This is a genomic window from Ruegeria sp. YTSA105 (assembly GCF_059610225.1).
The window spans coordinates 43,545-60,469 of the sequence record NZ_JBXWNE010000015.1; the positions used below are offsets into that span (position 1 = coordinate 43,545).

Consider the following 16,925-nt stretch of genomic DNA (forward strand, 5'->3'; position numbering starts at 1 on the left):
AAGGAGAAACATCATGGAAGGCGATCTCGCACACATCGGCGCAGGCCTGGCAGCAATCGGTTCCGGCGCAGCCGCAATCGGGGTGGGCAACGTAGCAGGCAACTTCCTGGCTGGCGCTCTGCGCAACCCTTCGGCGGCTGCTTCGCAGACCGCAACCCTGTTCATCGGTATCGCATTTGCAGAAGCCCTGGGGATCTTTGCATTCCTAGTTTCGCTGCTGCTGATGTTCGCCGTCTAATCTGCGGAACCTGATCCTTACGCGCAGGTGGGCCCAAGCCATAGCGGCCCACCTGTTGTAAAGACAACGTTCCGACGGAGGACATCATGGCGACAGAACCCGTATACGAAGAGGTGGCTGGCACCTGCGTTGACTCTCATGGGTCGGCGATTGGTATGCCTCAGCTTTGCTTCGATTGGTTCCCCAACCAGATTTTCTGGCTGGTCATCACGCTGGTCGTCATCTTTCTGGTCCTGTCCCGCGTGGCTCTGCCCCGCATCGCGGCAATCCTGGCGGAACGTCAGGGGACCATTACAAATGACCTGGCTGCGGCCGAAGATCTAAAGGCCAAAGCGGTCGAGGCTGAAGAGGCCTATAACAAGGCGCTGGCCGATGCCCGTTCTGAGGCACAGCGTATCGCTGCCGAAGCACGCGCCGAAATCCAGTCTGGTCTGGATGACGCGATTGCCAAGGCAGATGCTGAAATCGCTGCAAAAGCGGCTGAATCGGAAAAGGCTATTGCCGACATCCGTGCAGGTGCGCTGGAAAGCATTCAAATCGTTGCCAAGGATACGGCAGTAGAACTAGTTACCGCTCTGGGTGGCGAGGCTGATGCCAAAACCATCAACGGTGCGGTTGACGCGCAGACAAAAGGATAAGTGACATGCGGAACACTCTTGCCCTTATCCTGACATTTGCTGCCGCCAGCCCCGCGCTGGCCGCAAGTGGCCCGTTTTTCTCGCTTGGCAACACCGACTTTGTGGTTCTGCTGGGCTTCATCGTTTTCATCGCAGTCCTGTTCTACTTCAAGGTCCCGGGCATGATTGGTGGAGCGCTGGATAAGCGTGCCGAAGGCATCAAGTCCGAACTGGACGAAGCTCGCGCCCTGCATGAAGAAGCGCGCAGCCTGCTTGCCTCGTACGAGCGCAAGCAACGCGAGGTTCAGGGTCAGGCGGATGCCATCGTGGCCGCCGCAAAGGAAGATGCGGTTCTGGCAGCTGAGCAAGCCAAGGTCGATCTGGAGAAATCCATCGCGCGCCGTCTGGCGACCGCGCAGGACCAGATCGCTTCGGCTGAAGCGTCGGCTGTCAAGGAAGTCCGCGATCAGGCCATCACCGTTGCTATTTCTGCAGCCAATGCTGTGCTGGCCAAGCAGATGACCGCCACGCAGGCCAACAAGCTGATCGACGCATCCATTGCGGATGTGAACGAAAAGCTTCACTAAGACAATTCCGGCCCGGCAGCACATCTGCCGGGTCCGGACATTGGGCTGCGAATCTCGCGCCCCGCTTCCCGATTTGACCGGGGACCGATTGTCTGCGTTACATATTCGGAAACACTCCAACCAAATTTTGCGCCCGTGCGACGGCATATGCCGAAACCGGACTGGATAAGAGCCCTTTATGACCGAATTGCCGACGATCAGTGTCGTTATTCCCAACCTGAACTGCGTCGATTTCATCGAACGGACAATCCTCTCTGTGCTCGAGCAGGAATATCCCAAGCTGGACCTGATCCTGTCGGACGGCGGTAGCGCCGATGGTTCGATGGAGGTGGTCGAAAAGTACCGCGATGCGTTTTCACATATCATCTCGGGCCCGGATACCGGGCAGGCCAACGCTGTAAACAAAGGCTTTGCAGTGGCCACGGGCGACGTAATGGGTTGGATCAATTCGGACGATGTTCTTATTCCCGGCGGCCTTGCCACGGTAGGATCGCTGTTTGCGTTGAACAAAAACATGAATTGGATGACCGGGCGGGTCACGTGCATTGACGAGGAAGACAATGTCCTGACTGTACGGCGCCCAAAGCCTGTTTCACGGGTAAGACTGCTTGCCGGGGATTATCAGTGGGTTCAGCAGGAATCGACCTATTGGCGGCGTGACCTATGGGATCAGGTCGGGGGCCAACTGAACGAGAACCTCAAGCTTGCCGTCGACGGAGAGTTATGGCTGCGGTTTTCGCGACATACCGATTTGGTGCCCGTGCATGCTCAGGTTGGGGCTTTCCGGTTCCGCAAGGGCCAGCGGTCCGAAGCGGCTGAGGCTTACCATGCGGAAATGCTTCAGGCGATTGAGGTCGAGCGTCAGGCGCAGAGCCGGTCGGATGACCTGATCGGGGCGATATTGGACACGCCGTTGGAATTGCGCTCTCGGACCGAAGCTGAAGGGTTGTTTCCGTCGCTGTCCAGTCAGGACCCGAAGGCAATGAAACGGCCAAATTTGTGGGTTCACAGTCTTAAGCGGCGGCTGAACGGAATTTAACCCTCAAGGCCCTGCTGTTTCTTGCGCCTGCTGGTCCACCACACATAGGCCGCCAGGAGAGTGACTGCGATTTCGATCTTGAAGGTCCAATGGCTTAGAAAAGATAAAATCCAATGAGAATGCGTGGCCTGAACAACCACCAGCGGGTGGGTGAATTCGGAAATTGGCCAAGCCCATGCCACTTCGCCAACGATCGAATCCAAGGTCATATGCACCAGACCCCCGGCGCCGAAGGCTGCAGTAATGAGACCTGCGCGCGGGAATCTTAGCCGCAGCAGCAGGCCGAGCGTCAGGATGCCGAGCCAGAGCAGAGGGCGGTGTGTGAGGTATTCGTGATGGTGGTGGCTGCGATTGTCTACGAAATAGAACCACAGCAAATCGATATCCGGGGCGATGGAACCAATCATCGCAGCGGCAAACGCAGCTTTATCCAATCCGGGCGTCGTAGTGCGAAAGACCAGATACGCACCAGGTAGGTGCCCAATGAACATCAGTGCTGTCCTGTCTCATGGTCCAGGCGCTGCTGCGCAATGGCTTCGTTCCGCAGGGCTTTCTGGTGGTCTTCCATGCAGATGCGAACAAAGCCCAGATGCTCCTGGACTGCAACGCGCGCCGCCTCAGGGTCGCGAGCCTGCAGCGCTGAATTGATTTCCCGGTGCTGATCCAGAATGGCGTCTCGCGTCGTACGCTGCCGGAACATCATCTGCCGATTGTAGAAGACACCCTGTCGTAGCAGGTCGAACATCGACCGCATCATATGCAGCATGACCACGTTGTGACTGGCTTCAATGATGGCCATGTGGAACTGCGCATCCAGATGGGCCTCTTCCTCGGCCGCATTGCGGGCATGGGCGGCTTCCATCTTGTCAAAGATCGCCTGTACGACCTTCAGGTCGCTTTCCGACCCCAGTCTTGCCGCGCGTTCTGCTGCAAGCCCTTCCATGTCCCGACGGAAGGACAGATAGTCGAAAACCGCCTCGTCATGGCTGCTGAACAACCGGATCAGAGCCGGTGAAAAAGCCGAGCCTAAGACTTCGGCAACATAGATTCCTGACCCCGCCTTGGCTGTCAGCAAACCCTGATGCTGAAGATCAGAAATCGCTTCGCGCAGTGAGGGGCGTGAAACGCCCAGACGGTCGGCCAGTTCCCGTTCTGCAGGCAAACGTTCTCCCGGGCGCAGAATCCCGCGCAGAATCAGCAACTCGATTTGTTTGACCACCGCAATGGACAGCTTTTCAGTTTGGATCTTTTGGAAGGGCATGGCGGCGCGTTTTCGAAATTGGTCAATTCATATGACCACGTATCCGGGTCTGGTTCAAGCAGGGGGGTGGAGTTGAATTTAGGTCAGCAATATTGACATTATAAAATTTGCACCTAGGGTGGGTCGCAACAGGGCAGGAGGAGGCCAAGGATGACCCAGAATCTGTTTGCAACGCGCGCGTCCCGGATGAAAGCATCGGAAATTCGCGAGTTGTTGAAACTTCTTGATCAGCCGGGAATCATCTCGTTCGCCGGCGGCATCCCAGACCCAAACCTGTTTCCCACCGAGGCCTTTGCCCAAGCTTGTCAGGCCGCTTTGAATGCTGGGCCGCAGGCGCTGCAATATTCAGTCAGCGAGGGCTATGGTCCATTGCGCGAATGGCTTGTGCAGCATATGCGCGAGATCGGCGTCGATTGTAGTGTCGATAACATCCTGATCACCTCGGGATCGCAACAGGCCTTGGATTATCTGGGCAAGCTCTATTTGTCGCCAGGGGATACTGCGTTGATCGGCTGGCCGACCTATCTGGGGGCGATCAACGCCTTTGATGCCTATGAGCCCCGGTTCGACCGTCTTATGCTTAATGGCAATAGAGGTGCCGCCGAATATTCCGAAGCCGCAGGCGAGGGCGCGGTCAAATTCGCTTATCTGTCGCCTGATTTCGCAAATCCAACCGGTGAAACCGTTGACCTGCGTGGTCGAGAATACCTGCTGGATCTTGCCGATGATCTGAATATCGCGGTGATCGAGGACGGCGCCTATCAGGCTCTGCGCTATGAGGGTGACGCGATTCCTCCGGTCCTGGCGTTGGAACAGGCGCGAAAAGGGTCGATCGAGGCCTGCCGTACGATCTATTGCGGCAGCTTCTCGAAAACGCTGTCTCCGGGTTTGCGCGTTGGTTGGGTGGTGGCTGCCAAGCCTGTCATCTCGCAACTGGTGTTGGTCAAGCAGGCGGCGGATTTGCATTCGCCCACATTGAACCAGATGGCGGTTGAGCAGGTTGCGCGCACGCATTTTGACACACACATCCCACTGTTGCGGCAGGCCTATGGTGCCAGGCGTGATGCGATGCTGGAGGCGCTGCAACAGAACATGCCCGATGGTGTTCAGTGGACGCATCCGCACGGGGGCATGTTCATCTGGGTGACTCTGCCTGCCGGTATGAACGGGGCAGACCTGCTGGCCTGTGCGCTCGACACAGTGAAACTGGCCTTTGTGCCGGGTCGGGCCTTTTTCGCAGATGGTTCGGGCGCCAATACGATCCGGTTGAGTTTCTCGAACTCGGATGAGGATACGATCCGCGAAGGTATTCGCCGCTTGGGAACAGTACTTAGGGCCTGAGCGAAGGAAAGGTTCTGTTAACCAGTTTTGGCAATGATGCGGATATGATCCGGATTTTGTCTTTTCTGATGCTGGCAGCATGTTCGGCCGGGACCCCTCACTTTCGCGATGTTCAGGTGACGCGTATCGCTGTGAATGGCAGCGTATTTGATGTTCGCGTGCGCGGAGATCTGGCCGAAGCCGTTCGGGTTAATTCGCAATACGCTCCGCGTCTTGGCCCGATCCGCGAACGAGCGGCCATGGCGATGGCTCAGGTCTCGGGATGCCCGATACTGGATGTCCTGGGCGACGCGGCCGTGACCGTTGGCGTTTTGGGTTGTGACCGCGCCATGGGCAAGCGGTTGCTGCTGACGGCGGTTTCAGTCCCGAATTACGAATGCATTGATACCGGGCTGTTTCAAGACCTTGGTAACGGCGACGGCTATCAGGTCTTTGAGTGTACAGCCTACTGAATCGCGCTTTTTCTTGCGGATTTAGGCAAGATGTTGTGGATAAGTGGGCCATATATCCCATATCCTGCGCGACTCCGTTGACTCACCCCCAATCCGTTGCGCAGACTTCGAAGGTATAGGAATCACGGGACCCATTGCCTTTGCGCTTTAGCAAACTCAAACTCACCGGCTTCAAAAGCTTTGTTGATCCGACCGATCTGATTATCGCGGATGGGTTGACCGGTGTTGTGGGCCCTAATGGTTGTGGCAAATCCAATCTGCTGGAAGCTCTGCGTTGGGTGATGGGGGAAAACCGACCCAAATCCATGCGCGGTGGCGCGATGGAAGATGTGATTTTCGCCGGGGCCGCCACGCGGCCGGCCCGCAATTTTGCCGAAGTTGTGCTGACCATGGACAACTCCGAGCGGCTCGCGCCCTCGGGTTTCAATGACAGCGACCAGCTTGAGATTGTCCGCCGCATCACCCGAGATGTCGGCAGCGCCTATAAGACCAATGGCAAGGATGTGCGGGCGCGTGATGTGCAGATGTTGTTCGCCGACGCCTCAACGGGTGCGCATTCTCCGGCGCTGGTCGGACAGAACCGCATTGCCGAACTGATTAACGCCAAACCCCGCTCTCGCCGCCGCATTCTGGAAGAGGCGGCCGGAATTTCGGGCCTCTATCAGCGCCGACACGAGGCCGAGTTGAAGCTGAAGGGTACCGAGGCCAACCTGACTCGTGTGGATGACGTGCTGGAACAACTGGGCGGACAGCTGGCGCAGCTGGCCCGTCAGGCGCGTCAGGCCGCCCGCTATCGCGAAATCGGAGAGCAGCTGCGCCAAGCCGAAGGCTTGTTGCTCTATCGTCGCTGGAAAGAGGCCGACATGGCCCGCCAGCAGGCCGAGGAAAAGCTGCGCGAACGCCTGACCGAGGCGTCGCGCGCCGAAGCTGAAGCACGCTCTGCCGTCGCCAATCGGGCCGAAATCGAAGAAACCCTGCCGCCCCTGCGCGAGGAAGAGGCCATTGCCGCCGCCGTCCTGCAGCGCCAACAGGTGCAGCGGGATCAGCTGTCGGATCAGGAAACCCGCGCCCGTCAGACGATTGAAACATTGACTAATCGCATTCAGCAGCTTGGTAAGGATATCGAGCGCGAGGCCGGGCTGAACCGCGATGCGGGGCAGATGATCGAACGGCTGGAATGGGAAGCTCGTGAATTGGCCAAAGCTGCCGATGGCCACGACGAAAAAGTCGCCGAGGCCGCCGAGGTCGCGCGCGAAGCGGCCGCTGTCCTGCAAGACCGCGAAGACCACTTGTCACAAGAGACTGAGGATATGGCGCGTCTGGTTGCGCGCCACCAGTCCGGCCAGCGATTGGTCGACGACAGCCGCAAAACGCTGGCCAGGTCGGAAGGTGAAGAGGAAAAGGCCCGCGCAGCGGTGGATGAGGCGAAAACAGCCCTGACCCGCGCCGCCGAGGCATTTGAGGCCGCGCAAGAGGGTGAAGAAGAGGCTCGCGAGGCCTCTGAAGCCGCCGAAGAGGCACTGGCCGCCGCTGACGAGTTACGCAATGAGACCCAGGGCCGCGAGGCCGAGGCCCGTGCGAAAAGATCCGAAGCTGAAGGTGAGCTGGGTGCGATCCGCGCCGAAACCACAGCTCTGGCCAAGCTGGTTGAACGGGATACCGCAGAAGGCGGGCAGGTGCTCGACATGCTGCGTGTGGCTCCGGGTTATGAAAAGGCATTGGGCGCTGCGCTTGCGGATGATCTGAGGGCACCCTTGGTCGAGGGCGACGGGCCATCAGGCTGGGTACCGGTTGCTGGCTATGATGCCGATCAATCGCTGCCCAATGGGGCCGAGCCGCTGGCCTTGCATGTATCCGGTCCTGATCGCCTCAGCCGCCGGATCGCGCAGATCGGTTTGGTTGACGCGGATCAGGGCGCACGCTTGCAAGCCTCGCTGAAACCCGGTCAACGGTTGGTTTCGCGTTCGGGCGACCTGTGGCGGTGGGACGGATTCCGTGCCTGGGCCGAGGATGCGCCAAGTGCGGCCGCCCTGCGGCTTGAACAGCTCAACAAACTTGAGGCACTGAAACAGGAACTGGCCAGGACCGAGGCGCAGGCCGACGGGGCCCGCGCCGCGCACGAGACGCTGTCGCAACAACTGGCCGACGTGACCGAGGCTGACCGCCGCGCCCGCGAGGCACGCCGCGCCGCCGATCAGCGCATGGCTGAAACCGCGCGTCTGCTCAGCAGGGCCGAGGCCGATCGCAATCTGGCGCAGGGCAGGCTGGAAACGCTGGCGCTTGCCGTTGATCGCCACAAAGAGGATGCGATGTCCGCCCGCGCCCAACTGCGCGAGGCCGAGGGCGCCTTAACCGGTCTGGGCAATCTCGACAATGCCCGCGCGCAGGTCGAAGACATCAAACAGACGGTCGAGGCGGCGCGGATCACGATGCTGACTCACCGCTCGTCCCATGACGAGCTGCGCCGCGAGGGCGAGGCCCGTACCCGCCGTACACAAGAGGTCACCAAGGACCTCAGCGGTTGGCGGCACCGCCTGGACAGCGCCGAAAAGCGGATCTCGGAACTGGCCGAGCGCAAAGAAAGTTCCGAGGAAGAGCTATCCGAAGCGATGGCTGCTCCGGGCGAAATCGCCGAGGCGCGTGAAGAGTTGAACGAATTAATCGAAACTGCCGAAGCCCGCCGGGCCGAGGCCGCCGACAAGCTGGCTGCCGCCGAGTCCCGCCAGCGAGAGATTGTGCTGGCTGAGCGCGAAGCGGAACGTTTGGCTTCGGAAGCGCGCGAAAGCCGTGCCGCCGCTGAGGCGCGCTGTGATGCCGCCAAAGAGGCCGTATCGGCAGCGGCCGAGCGTATCGCTGAGGATCAACAGCTAACCCCGAACCAGTTGCTGAACCAGCTGGATGTGAATCCCGACCAGATGCCAGCTGCTGATGCTCTTGAGGCCGAGGTCAACCGCCACAAACGCCAGCGCGATGCGATGGGCGCAGTAAACCTGCGTGCCGAAGAGGACAGCAAAGATGTTCAGGAGGAATTCGACACGCTGGACGGCGAAAAGGCCGATCTCGAAGAAGCGATCAAAGCGCTGCGCAGCGGCATCTCCAGCCTCAACCGCGAAGGACGCGAACGGCTACTGACCGCGTTTGAACAGGTGAATTCGAACTTCGCCATGTTGTTCAAGCATCTCTTTGGTGGTGGCGAGGCCAATCTGGTCATGGTCGAAAGCGACGACCCGCTGGATGCCGGCCTTGAAATCATGTGCCAGCCGCCGGGCAAGAAACTGTCGACGCTCAGCCTGCTTTCGGGCGGTGAACAGACCCTGACCGCGACGGCCCTGATCTTTGGCGTCTTTCTGGCGAACCCGGCTCCGATCTGTGTTCTGGACGAGGTCGATGCGCCGCTGGATGATGCCAACGTGACCCGGTTCTGCGACCTGCTGGACGAGATGTGCCGCCAGACCGACACACGGTTCCTGATCATCACCCACCACGCGGTGACCATGGCGCGGATGGATCGTCTGTTCGGCGTCACCATGCAAGAACAGGGTGTCAGCCAGCTGGTCTCGGTTGATCTGAAGAAAGCCGAACAGATGGTCGCCTGACCTCTCACTGCAACGTTATGAGCGGTTTCGTAAGAATTGGGTTAGTCTGCTGCCATGACCCGTTTCCTGATCATCGCCCTACTGACTGCTACCCCTTTAGGGGCCGCGGAATGGACGACCAAGCCCGATGACGTCCCCCTGACCCAACAAGAGTTAACGGCGCTGGCGGGTCGGACGCTGACCTTTTATGATGACGGGCAGTCGCGATATTCGGCTGGCGGGGCCTATTCCTATACCTATGCCAGCGGAGAATCTGCGTTCGGAACCTATTCCATCGCGGAGGATGGCAGTATCTGCGTCCAATACAGAAACGGGTTCGGTCGATGTGATCTTTATGTCCTGAGTGCTGGACGCCTGATCCTGATCACGGAAAAGGGAGAGCGTTTCCCAGTACGGCCCGAGTGACATTCAAGAAACCGGGGCATCTGTTGAAAATGATCTGAAAATTTGGATCTTTGGTGGTCATTTAATCGTAATATTTCAAAATTAGATGGGGATCAGGGGCGAATTCTCACCCCGCGTTGTTGTAAGTTCCCGTATCAACAACGGATCAAAAGAGGCGGGTCGATGTGCAGATTTCTGGCTTGGGCGGGTGCGAAACGGTTTCTGGACGAACTTGTCATGGACCAGGAACAGTCGCTGGTGCATCAAAGCAGAAACGCCCTGATTGGCAAAACACCGATCAACGCGGATGGTTTTGGGTTGGCCTGGTATTCCGGGCGCGAAACGCCGTGTTTTTACAAAGACACCAACCCGGCTTGGTCGGATGCCAACCTGAAACAGTTGACCCATCACACGAAATCGCACCTGTTCCTGGCGCATGTACGTGCCTCAACTGGGACCGCCACGTCGCGGAACAACTGCCATCCTTTTGGCTGTGGTAAGTGGAGCTTTATGCATAACGGGCAGGCAGGTGGCCATGACCGTATCCGCCAACAGCTTGACGGGATGATACCGGGCCACCTGTACGATCATCGCCTTGGCGCAACTGAAAGCGAGGCGATTTTTCTGATCGCCCATGGCGAAGGGTTGGACGCCGAACCCATCGCCGCGATGGAGCGTGCGGTGCACCGTGTCGAAGTGCTTGCCCGCGCCAAAGGAAGCCTACCCCATATGCGCTTTGCCGCCTGCTGGTCCGATGGAGATCGCCTGTTTGCTGCGCGCTATGCCTCGGACCGTTTCGCACCCAGCCTGCATTACAGGCCCTGCGATGATGGGATCATTATCGCGTCTGAGCCGCTGGATGCGAAGAATGGCGATTGGGCCGAGATCCCGGCAAATACCGCCATCGAGACACGCGGCGATAGGCTGCAGATGCATGTGTTTGAGCCGAACGGGCGATCTTTGGACGCCGAAGTCGCCTAGATCGCCGTATCGAAGAGCGACTAGAGCCGGTTCAACAACTCAGCCGTTGGCCAGGCATCCGCAGGCAGGCCTAGTCGTGCTTGCTCTGACTGGACAGCCGCGCGGGTCCCTGCGCCCAGAATCCCGTCGATCTTGCCCACATTATGGCCGCGCGCCTGCAGCTTGCTTTGCAGCTGCTTCATCTGTGCACCAGATAAGCCTTGGGCCGCGTTGCCCGCGTCATAGACCTGTGCCCCTTCAAGCCGGGTGCCGAAATAGGCTGCGGTCAGCACATAGACAAAGCTCTGGTTCCATTCGAAATACACATCGAAATTTGGATAGGCCAAAAACGCCGGCCCGTTATGCCCCTGCGGCAGGATCAGCGAGGCGGGCAGGTTGGACAGCGACCCGTTGCGCGCCTGAACGCCCATCGCCTGCCAGTCAGAAATCGAACGCGGTTTGCCCGGGCCCGATAGCGACCAATCCATCCGTGCGGGTACGGTGACCTCTTGCAGCCAAGGCTGCCCCGGTTGCCAGCCCAGATGCGACAGCATCTTGGCGCCCGACATAAGCGCATCGGGCGCAGAGGTCTTTAGCGAAACCTTGCCGTCACCATCGCCATCGACCCCGTTTTCCAGAATGTCTCGGGGCAGCATCTGTACCATTCCAATCTCGCCAGCCCAAGCACCTGACGTGCGGGCCGGGTCGAAATTTCCCCGGCTGTACAGCTCAATCGCGGCGAACACCTGAGGCCGGAACAATTCTGGACGACGGCAATCATGCGCCAGTGTCACCAGCGCATTGCGGGTGTTGAAATCCCCCTGAAACGACCCGTAATCCGTTTCGAACGCCCAAAATGCCAACAGCACCCCGCGCGAGACACCATATTGTTGCTCGATCCGGTCAAACACCGCGTCGTATCTGCGCGACATGGCCTGACCCCGGTCGATCCGGTTTTGTGAAATCAGGTGTCGCGAAAAATCAATGAACGGTTTCTGGAACACGCCCTGTGCCCGGTCGGCTTTCAATACCGCGTTGTCTTGTTGCACACCTTTGAAGAAGGCATTGACGGTGGATTTGTCAAAGCCTTGCTGAACGGCCTCGGCCTTCAACCCCTTCACGAAGGAATTGAAACCCCCGCCACATTGGGCAAACGCAGGTGAAGCAAACAAGGCGGCGGCAACAAGGCCGGAAAGAAAACGCATGGACAGGTCCGTCAGATTATGAAGCTGACCCCAACCCACACTGACACGAGGCCAAGCGCAAGCCCCCATATCCTCCAAAGCATGTCGCATGCGCGGAAAACCTCTGGCGCGCCGATGTCGCGCGGGGCCTCGCCGTTGACCCAAGCCAGATCCCTGAGCTGCCCGTCATAGCTGCGCGGCCCGGCAAGGGCCACGCTCAGCGCGCGTGCCATTGCCGCCTCGGGCCAGCCAGCGTTGGGAGAGATATGGCGGCGCGCATCGCCCACCATCTGCTCCCATTTCGCCCATTGGTTTGACAAGATGACGATCAATAGAAAGGTCAGTCGTGCCGGAACCAGGTTCAGGACATCGTCCAACCGCGCAGCTGCCCATCCGAAATCACGGTATTTATCCGTGCGATAGCCGACCATGCTGTCGGCGGTATTGATCGCCTTGTAGACCAGAAGCCCTGGCAGGCCACCCACCAGAAACCAGAAGGCCGGCGCGATGACTCCGTCGCTGAGGTTTTCAGCCGCGCTCTCGATCGCGGATCGGGCGACCTGTGCTTCGGTCATGTCCTTGGTGTCGCGTGACACGATCATGGCGACCTTCGCGCGCCCATCGACCAGCGAGGTCTGCAAACCCTCGCCAACAGCGCGAACATGTTCCACCAGCGATTTTTGTGCCAACAGCACAGCGCAGATGATGGTGCCGATGATCGGGCCAAGCAAAGACAGAAGCCCCCCAAGCCCAGCGGCACCTGCGACCAGCAGCGCGGCAACAGCTATGCCCTTAAGGCGACGGTACGAGCCATGGTTCAGGCGGTCGTCAAGCCACTCGATGAGTTTACCAATCATAACGGCGGGGTGCCGGATGCGCGACCACAGCCAATCCGGCTCGCCCAGTGCCGCATCCAGACACATGGCGCAGACCAAGATAAAGGCGGTGCTCACAGGGCCGCCTCAAGCCGCGCCCAGCCATCTGCCGGTGGCAGGCCAAGGCGCAGATAGGTTTGCGAATAGGGGAATACACGACTCCAGATATGTGCGCGGGCCAGACGGTCTTGCCAGGCACTGGCGTCGTCGACCTGATAGAGCCGGAACAGGCTGGTGCCGCCGATCAGCTGCGCGCCTTTCTGCGTTACCATCCGATCCATCCGGGCGGCATCGGCCGCCAAAAGCAGGCGGGTCTCGTCAGCCCAGGCCGTGTCGCGCAGCGCTTGCTCTCCGATCCGCAAGGCGGGACCTGAGACCGCCCAAGGCCCGGTCAGATCGTTCAAACGTGCGATCAGACCGGAGCGTGCGATGGCAAATCCCAGCCGTAGCCCCGCCAGCCCCCAAAACTTGCCAAAGCTTTTCAGCACGATAACTCCGGGCCGGTCGGCAAGATGGATCAGCGAGGCATCGGGCGTGACGTCGCAAAAGCTCTCGTCGATAATCGTCAGGGGGGCATCCACATCGCCCACGCTCCAGATGCGCCCATCTGGGTTGTTGGGGTGCACGATCACGCGTGCCTCAACTGGGCCGGAGTGCTGTAGCGTCCAGCCCTGCACGGCAAAGGCGGCGGCATGTTCGTTATAGGTCGGAGTGGTAATCTGAACCCGGCCGGTTGCAGCCAGCGCAGGAATGCGGGCGATCAGAGCAGATGCGCCGGGCGCAGGCAGGATCTCTGCACCCTCGGGAACTGACCAGAAACTGCGGGCCGCATCGGCCAGCCGTTCAAATGCGCCATGGTCGGGCAATTCCATCCAATCCGATGGGGTGAGCCCGGCAACCTCGTATGGAACCGGATTGATTCCGGTGGACAGGTCGATCCAATCGGTTCGCTTGCCGCCATAAACTGACATGGCCCCATCCAGCCCACCGCCATGGTCCCGAGCGGCCCGCGGATTCAAATCTCTATTTTCGCGCGCCATCGGGCCCCTCGCCGGAATCACCAAATTTTGCCTGTTTCAAGCGGATTTCTGCCAGTTTTACAAGCAAATCCGCGTGATCAGGGGCGTGCTCCGGCTCGGTTAACACTTTGTTAATGAATTGGCGTGAACACAAACCTTAGGGGTCGGCACCACTCACCATAAATGTGCCGAGGTTGTTGAGAATGAATGTATTGATTGTTGAGAGTAACCCCGATTTAGGTCGGGTTTGGAAAAGGCATCTTGAACGCCAGGGTGCCGATGTCACGCTTGTGGCCGGTCAGGAGGATGCAATCCTCGCCCTGTATGGGGCCGAGTTTGAAATCATCGTTCTGGATTTGGTGCTGGAGACCGGCAGCGCTTTGGCCGTGGCAGACTTTGCCAGCTATCGCAGGCCCGAGGCCCGTGTGATTTTCGTGACCAACACCACTTTCTTTTCGGATGGCTCGATCTTTGCCCATAGCCCGAATGCCTGCGCCTATGTGCAAAGCGGCACGCCGCCAGAGGATCTGGCGGCGATGGTTGAGCATTACGCGGCGGGGCGCTGATCGCGCCCATGGGGCTCCAGATAGTTCAGGATCGGGTTCGTCGGGATGATCCGGTGCGGGTTAATGCTCTCATGGCTGTAGTGATAGTGGCGCACGATATGGTTTAAGTTCACGGTCCGCGCAACACCCGGCCACTGGTACAGCTCGCGGGTATAGGCCCACAGGTTGGGATAGTCGATCAGACGCCGCCGGTTGCATTTGAAATGCAGATGGTAGACCGGATCAAACCGGATCAGCGTGGTGAACAACCGCCAGTCGGCCTCGGTGATGCGGTCGCCCATCAGATAGCGGCTGGTGGACAGCCGGTCTTCGAGCCAGTCCAGCGTGTCAAAGAGCGGGCCAACGGCTGCGTCATACGCCGCCTGGCTGGTGGCAAAGCCGGATTTGTAGACCCCGTTATTGATGTCGGAATAGATGCGGGCATTGACCTGTTCGATTTCGTCACGCATTGCCTCGGGCCAGTAATCATCGGTGTTCCCGGTGATCCCGTCAAAGGCCGAGTTGAACATCCGGATGATTTCCGAACTTTCGTTCGAGACGATGGTTTCCTGTTCCTTGTCCCACAGGATTGGAACGGTTACGCGCCCCGAATAGGTCGGGTCAGCCTTGGTATAGATTTGGTGGGCATAGTCCATTCCGTACAGTACGTCGCCCGCCGCCCCGTGTTCGTCGGTTGCAAATGTCCATCCCTTGTTCAGCATGTCTGGGTGTACGACCGAAACCGGGATCAGATCGGACAGCTCTTTCAGTTCGCGGAATATCAGTGTCCTGTGGGCCCAGGGGCAGGCATGGCTGACATAAAGATGGTACCGGTCAGGTTCGGCTTTGAAGCCGCCCGTGCCGGAGGGTCCGGCGCTGCCATCAGCGGTCAACCAGTTGCGAAATTGCGCCGCGCTACGCTTGAAGGCGCCGCCTGTGGATTTGGTATCATACCATGTGTCGTGCCATTTGCCGTCGACCAATAGGCCCATGCTTGGATCCTCCGTAATGCGGTTTCCCGGAACATACGCTTTGAAGGGAACCGATCCTATGCGAGCCGCCGCGCATTGTGCCTGCGTTTTCGCACAGGTTGGAATGGGATTTCCGTGCAACAGGTTTGGATTCGACCGCGTTGAGTGATCGGCTTCACTGGATTTTTACAGTCTACGTTCCAAAATAGAGTCCGCTGCGGGGGAGTTTTGATATGAGTACCTATGTTTCCAAAGAAATCAGCGCCGAATTGGATGCTGCGCGAATCGCGAGTCTGAAGAAAACCAGCCGACTTCGTGTCGAATTGGGTGACAATACCTACAAAATTCTCCGATTGTGGAAGGATGGCTTCACCGTAGAGGCCGCGACCACGCCTCGATTGCGCGGTTTGGTCGATATCTACGATGGCGCGCGTCACTTATATCAATGCCTGATCATTGCCGATGAATGTGAGGCAGGCGAAATGCGCTATGAATTCAAGCGCAGCACGGCCGCCTCCGACAAGGCCCCATTGGATTTCTATCGATCTCCGGACGCGCCCATCGCGCTGCTTGGAAACAAGGACTAGGCATTTGCCCATCGGGTCTGCCGATGGGCATCCCGCTATTGCAGATCGGAAAACGCGTGTTTCAGCCGTTTGCTGGCCTCTTCAACACGCCCGCGTTGCGTCGCAAGATTGAACCGCTCGAATGTCTCTCCGCCCGCACCAAAGCCGGGGCCGGGCGAGGTGGCGATTTTTGCATCCTCGCGCAGACGCCGGGTAAATTCTGCGTGGTCCATTCCGGTGCCCGAGAAATCAATCCAAGCCAAAAAGGTTGCCTGTAGGGGCATTGACCACAGGCCAGGGATTTCTGCGATTGCAGCGTCAAAGATTTTTCGGTTGCTATCAAGATGGGCGATCTGTTCATCCACCCAAGCGGCCCCTTCAGGCGAATAGGCAGCGGTGATCATTGCGACTCCCAATGCGCTGGGATCATAATCCAGTGTCTGGATTCGGCGGCGCATCGCGGCGCGCAGGTCCGGGTCGGGAATGATCATATTCCCCGTCCGTTGACCTGCGATGTTGAAGGTCTTGGACGCTGCCGTCAGTGTCACGGTCCAGGGCCGCGCATCCAGCGCGGCGACATCCATCGGAACAAAGGTCGTGCCGGGATAGACCAGATCGTGGTGAATCTCGTCCGAAACCAGAACAAGGCCGTTCCGTTCTGCAAATGCCGCGACAGCACGCAATTCCTCTGGCGTCCAGACCCGGCCCGAGGGGTTCTGAGGCGAGCACCACAAAAGCATCTTCTCGGTTCCGTCCAGCCGCGATTGCGCGTCTTCCAGATCAAGGCCATAGCCGTCGCCGTCGCGCATCAGGGGGCACTCCACTACGCGCCGACCTGACTTGTTCACCTTATGTGCAAACTCATGGTAGACGGGTGTAAAGATGACCACTCCGTCGCCCGGACTGGTCCAGACATCGAGGCAGAGCGCAATCGCATTTCCCAGACCCTGCGACGTCAGAATCCAATCAGAATCGATCTCCCACCCGTGGCGGTTCTTCATCCACCATTGGACGGAATTCAGGTAGTCCGGGTGCATCCAGGAATATCCGAAAACACCGTGATCCGCCGCGTTACGCACAGCGTCGATCACACAAGGCGCCGTAGAATAGTCGGAATCGGCCGTCCACATTGCCAGACTGTCATCCGGCGAAAGGCCATACAGCTTTTCAAGCTTGTCCCATTTCGAACTGTTAGTGCCGCGGCGGTCGATCAGGTCGTTGAATGTCATATCTGCTCCATCTGTCCGGATGAAAGCTAGCCGCATATTCGGCAGGTGCAAGGGGGGCGTT

The 16,925-nt window shown here is 58.9% G+C and carries 18 protein-coding genes; 11 read left to right on the forward strand and 7 right to left on the reverse strand.

Features of this window, described 5'->3' with window-relative positions; genetic code table 11:
- The first annotated feature begins 13 nt into the window (after positions 1 to 13).
- The 4 genes from AC2FH2_RS16480 to AC2FH2_RS16495 all read left to right on the forward strand — a co-directional run bounded on the left by AC2FH2_RS16480 (position 14) and on the right by AC2FH2_RS16495 (position 2,481).
- On the forward strand, positions 14 to 238 hold the full coding sequence (locus AC2FH2_RS16480; protein ID WP_005981269.1) for a F0F1 ATP synthase subunit C: 225 nt from the start codon (positions 14 to 16) through the stop codon (positions 236 to 238).
- Positions 239 to 324: 86 nt separating this feature from the next.
- A complete protein-coding gene (locus tag AC2FH2_RS16485; protein ID WP_271951428.1) occupies positions 325 to 876 on the forward strand; it encodes a F0F1 ATP synthase subunit B' in 552 nt (183 codons plus the stop codon).
- Between the two features lie 5 nt (positions 877 to 881).
- Entirely contained in the window at positions 882 to 1,442 is a 561-nt protein-coding gene (locus tag AC2FH2_RS16490; protein WP_271951426.1) for a F0F1 ATP synthase subunit B, read from the forward strand.
- A gap of 178 nt (positions 1,443 to 1,620) precedes the next feature.
- Positions 1,621 to 2,481, forward strand: coding sequence for a glycosyltransferase family 2 protein (locus AC2FH2_RS16495; RefSeq protein WP_496824439.1), 861 nt, complete (start codon positions 1,621 to 1,623; stop codon positions 2,479 to 2,481).
- Here the strand turns inward: AC2FH2_RS16495 and AC2FH2_RS16500 are convergent.
- Positions 2,478 to 2,972 (reverse strand): metal-dependent hydrolase, encoded by a 495-nt coding sequence (locus AC2FH2_RS16500; RefSeq protein ID WP_496824440.1) that lies wholly within the window; start codon positions 2,970 to 2,972, stop codon positions 2,478 to 2,480. The genes AC2FH2_RS16495 and AC2FH2_RS16500 overlap by 4 nt on opposite strands.
- Positions 2,972 to 3,742: an FCD domain-containing protein gene (locus AC2FH2_RS16505; protein ID WP_142639185.1), complete on the reverse strand. Its 771-nt coding sequence runs from the start codon at positions 3,740 to 3,742 to the stop codon at positions 2,972 to 2,974. Before AC2FH2_RS16505 ends, AC2FH2_RS16500 begins: the two co-directional genes overlap by 1 nt.
- 150 nt (positions 3,743 to 3,892) lie before the next feature.
- Here AC2FH2_RS16505 and AC2FH2_RS16510 point away from each other — a divergent pair, with 150 nt between their 5' ends.
- The 5 genes from AC2FH2_RS16510 (at position 3,893) to AC2FH2_RS16530 (ending at position 10,496) form a co-directional block, all read left to right on the forward strand.
- A complete protein-coding gene (locus tag AC2FH2_RS16510) occupies positions 3,893 to 5,083 on the forward strand; it encodes an aminotransferase-like domain-containing protein (RefSeq protein ID WP_496824441.1) in 1,191 nt (396 codons plus the stop codon).
- A gap of 44 nt (positions 5,084 to 5,127) precedes the next feature.
- Complete coding sequence (locus AC2FH2_RS16515) at positions 5,128 to 5,535, forward strand: hypothetical protein (RefSeq protein ID WP_281995869.1); 408 nt, start codon at positions 5,128 to 5,130, stop codon at positions 5,533 to 5,535.
- 140 nt (positions 5,536 to 5,675) lie between these two features.
- Positions 5,676 to 9,131 carry a chromosome segregation SMC family protein gene (locus AC2FH2_RS16520; RefSeq protein ID WP_496824466.1) on the forward strand — a complete coding sequence of 1,152 codons (3,456 nt, stop codon included), beginning with the start codon at positions 5,676 to 5,678 and terminating at the stop codon, positions 9,129 to 9,131.
- A gap of 54 nt (positions 9,132 to 9,185) precedes the next feature.
- The gene (locus tag AC2FH2_RS16525) at positions 9,186 to 9,536 is read left to right on the forward strand and encodes a hypothetical protein (protein ID WP_281973514.1); all 351 of its coding nucleotides are present in this window, start codon (positions 9,186 to 9,188) and stop codon (positions 9,534 to 9,536) included.
- 162 nt (positions 9,537 to 9,698) lie between these two features.
- A complete protein-coding gene (locus tag AC2FH2_RS16530) occupies positions 9,699 to 10,496 on the forward strand; it encodes a class II glutamine amidotransferase (protein ID WP_142639195.1) in 798 nt (265 codons plus the stop codon).
- 20 nt (positions 10,497 to 10,516) lie between these two features.
- On the opposite strand, the gene AC2FH2_RS16535 is transcribed toward AC2FH2_RS16530, so the two are convergent.
- From AC2FH2_RS16535 to AC2FH2_RS16545, 3 genes are read right to left on the reverse strand one after another with little or no spacing between them, the layout of a single operon-like run.
- The gene (locus tag AC2FH2_RS16535) at positions 10,517 to 11,680 is read right to left on the reverse strand and encodes a lytic murein transglycosylase (protein ID WP_496824442.1); all 1,164 of its coding nucleotides are present in this window, start codon (positions 11,678 to 11,680) and stop codon (positions 10,517 to 10,519) included.
- Between the two features lie 11 nt (positions 11,681 to 11,691).
- Complete coding sequence (cbiB, locus tag AC2FH2_RS16540; RefSeq protein ID WP_496824444.1) at positions 11,692 to 12,612, reverse strand: adenosylcobinamide-phosphate synthase CbiB; 921 nt, start codon at positions 12,610 to 12,612, stop codon at positions 11,692 to 11,694.
- Positions 12,609 to 13,574, reverse strand: coding sequence for a threonine-phosphate decarboxylase (locus AC2FH2_RS16545; protein ID WP_496824446.1), 966 nt, complete (start codon positions 13,572 to 13,574; stop codon positions 12,609 to 12,611). The genes cbiB and AC2FH2_RS16545 overlap by 4 nt, the downstream gene beginning before the upstream one ends.
- Before the next feature lie 182 nt (positions 13,575 to 13,756).
- Here AC2FH2_RS16545 and AC2FH2_RS16550 point away from each other — a divergent pair, with 182 nt between their 5' ends.
- On the forward strand, positions 13,757 to 14,119 hold the full coding sequence (locus AC2FH2_RS16550) for a response regulator transcription factor (protein ID WP_271951393.1): 363 nt from the start codon (positions 13,757 to 13,759) through the stop codon (positions 14,117 to 14,119).
- On the opposite strand, the gene AC2FH2_RS16555 is transcribed toward AC2FH2_RS16550, so the two are convergent.
- Positions 14,101 to 15,090 carry a glutathione S-transferase family protein gene (locus AC2FH2_RS16555; protein WP_271951390.1) on the reverse strand — a complete coding sequence of 330 codons (990 nt, stop codon included), beginning with the start codon at positions 15,088 to 15,090 and terminating at the stop codon, positions 14,101 to 14,103. The genes AC2FH2_RS16550 and AC2FH2_RS16555 overlap by 19 nt on opposite strands.
- A gap of 212 nt (positions 15,091 to 15,302) precedes the next feature.
- Here AC2FH2_RS16555 and AC2FH2_RS16560 point away from each other — a divergent pair, with 212 nt between their 5' ends.
- Positions 15,303 to 15,656, forward strand: a complete 354-nt coding sequence (locus tag AC2FH2_RS16560) for a hypothetical protein (protein WP_142639206.1) — start codon at positions 15,303 to 15,305, stop codon at positions 15,654 to 15,656.
- Between the two features lie 35 nt (positions 15,657 to 15,691).
- On the opposite strand, the gene AC2FH2_RS16565 is transcribed toward AC2FH2_RS16560, so the two are convergent.
- Positions 15,692 to 16,864 (reverse strand): MalY/PatB family protein, encoded by a 1,173-nt coding sequence (locus AC2FH2_RS16565; RefSeq protein ID WP_496824448.1) that lies wholly within the window; start codon positions 16,862 to 16,864, stop codon positions 15,692 to 15,694.
- Between the last annotated feature and the right edge of the window lie 61 nt (positions 16,865 to 16,925).

What these genes read in the sequence shown, in the direction of transcription:
- AC2FH2_RS16525 (WP_281973514.1), top strand. Translation starts at nt 9,186, where the DNA reads ATGACCCGTTTCCTGATCATCGCCCTACTGACTGCTACCCCTTTAGGG.
- AC2FH2_RS16505 (WP_142639185.1), bottom strand. Translation starts at nt 3,742, where the DNA reads ATGCCCTTCCAAAAGATCCAAACTGAAAAGCTGTCCATTGCGGTGGTC.
- AC2FH2_RS16510 (WP_496824441.1), top strand. Translation starts at nt 3,893, where the DNA reads ATGACCCAGAATCTGTTTGCAACGCGCGCGTCCCGGATGAAAGCATCG.
- AC2FH2_RS16560 (WP_142639206.1), top strand. Translation starts at nt 15,303, where the DNA reads ATGAGTACCTATGTTTCCAAAGAAATCAGCGCCGAATTGGATGCTGCG.
- AC2FH2_RS16490 (WP_271951426.1), top strand. Translation starts at nt 882, where the DNA reads ATGCGGAACACTCTTGCCCTTATCCTGACATTTGCTGCCGCCAGCCCC.
- AC2FH2_RS16565 (WP_496824448.1), bottom strand. Translation starts at nt 16,864, where the DNA reads ATGACATTCAACGACCTGATCGACCGCCGCGGCACTAACAGTTCGAAA.
- AC2FH2_RS16535 (WP_496824442.1), bottom strand. Translation starts at nt 11,680, where the DNA reads ATGCGTTTTCTTTCCGGCCTTGTTGCCGCCGCCTTGTTTGCTTCACCT.
- AC2FH2_RS16495 (WP_496824439.1), top strand. Translation starts at nt 1,621, where the DNA reads ATGACCGAATTGCCGACGATCAGTGTCGTTATTCCCAACCTGAACTGC.
- AC2FH2_RS16515 (WP_281995869.1), top strand. Translation starts at nt 5,128, where the DNA reads ATGATCCGGATTTTGTCTTTTCTGATGCTGGCAGCATGTTCGGCCGGG.
- AC2FH2_RS16500 (WP_496824440.1), bottom strand. Translation starts at nt 2,972, where the DNA reads ATGTTCATTGGGCACCTACCTGGTGCGTATCTGGTCTTTCGCACTACG.
- AC2FH2_RS16480 (WP_005981269.1), top strand. Translation starts at nt 14, where the DNA reads ATGGAAGGCGATCTCGCACACATCGGCGCAGGCCTGGCAGCAATCGGT.
- AC2FH2_RS16545 (WP_496824446.1), bottom strand. Translation starts at nt 13,574, where the DNA reads ATGGCGCGCGAAAATAGAGATTTGAATCCGCGGGCCGCTCGGGACCAT.
- AC2FH2_RS16530 (WP_142639195.1), top strand. Translation starts at nt 9,699, where the DNA reads ATGTGCAGATTTCTGGCTTGGGCGGGTGCGAAACGGTTTCTGGACGAA.
- AC2FH2_RS16550 (WP_271951393.1), top strand. Translation starts at nt 13,757, where the DNA reads ATGAATGTATTGATTGTTGAGAGTAACCCCGATTTAGGTCGGGTTTGG.
- AC2FH2_RS16485 (WP_271951428.1), top strand. Translation starts at nt 325, where the DNA reads ATGGCGACAGAACCCGTATACGAAGAGGTGGCTGGCACCTGCGTTGAC.
- AC2FH2_RS16555 (WP_271951390.1), bottom strand. Translation starts at nt 15,090, where the DNA reads ATGGGCCTATTGGTCGACGGCAAATGGCACGACACATGGTATGATACC.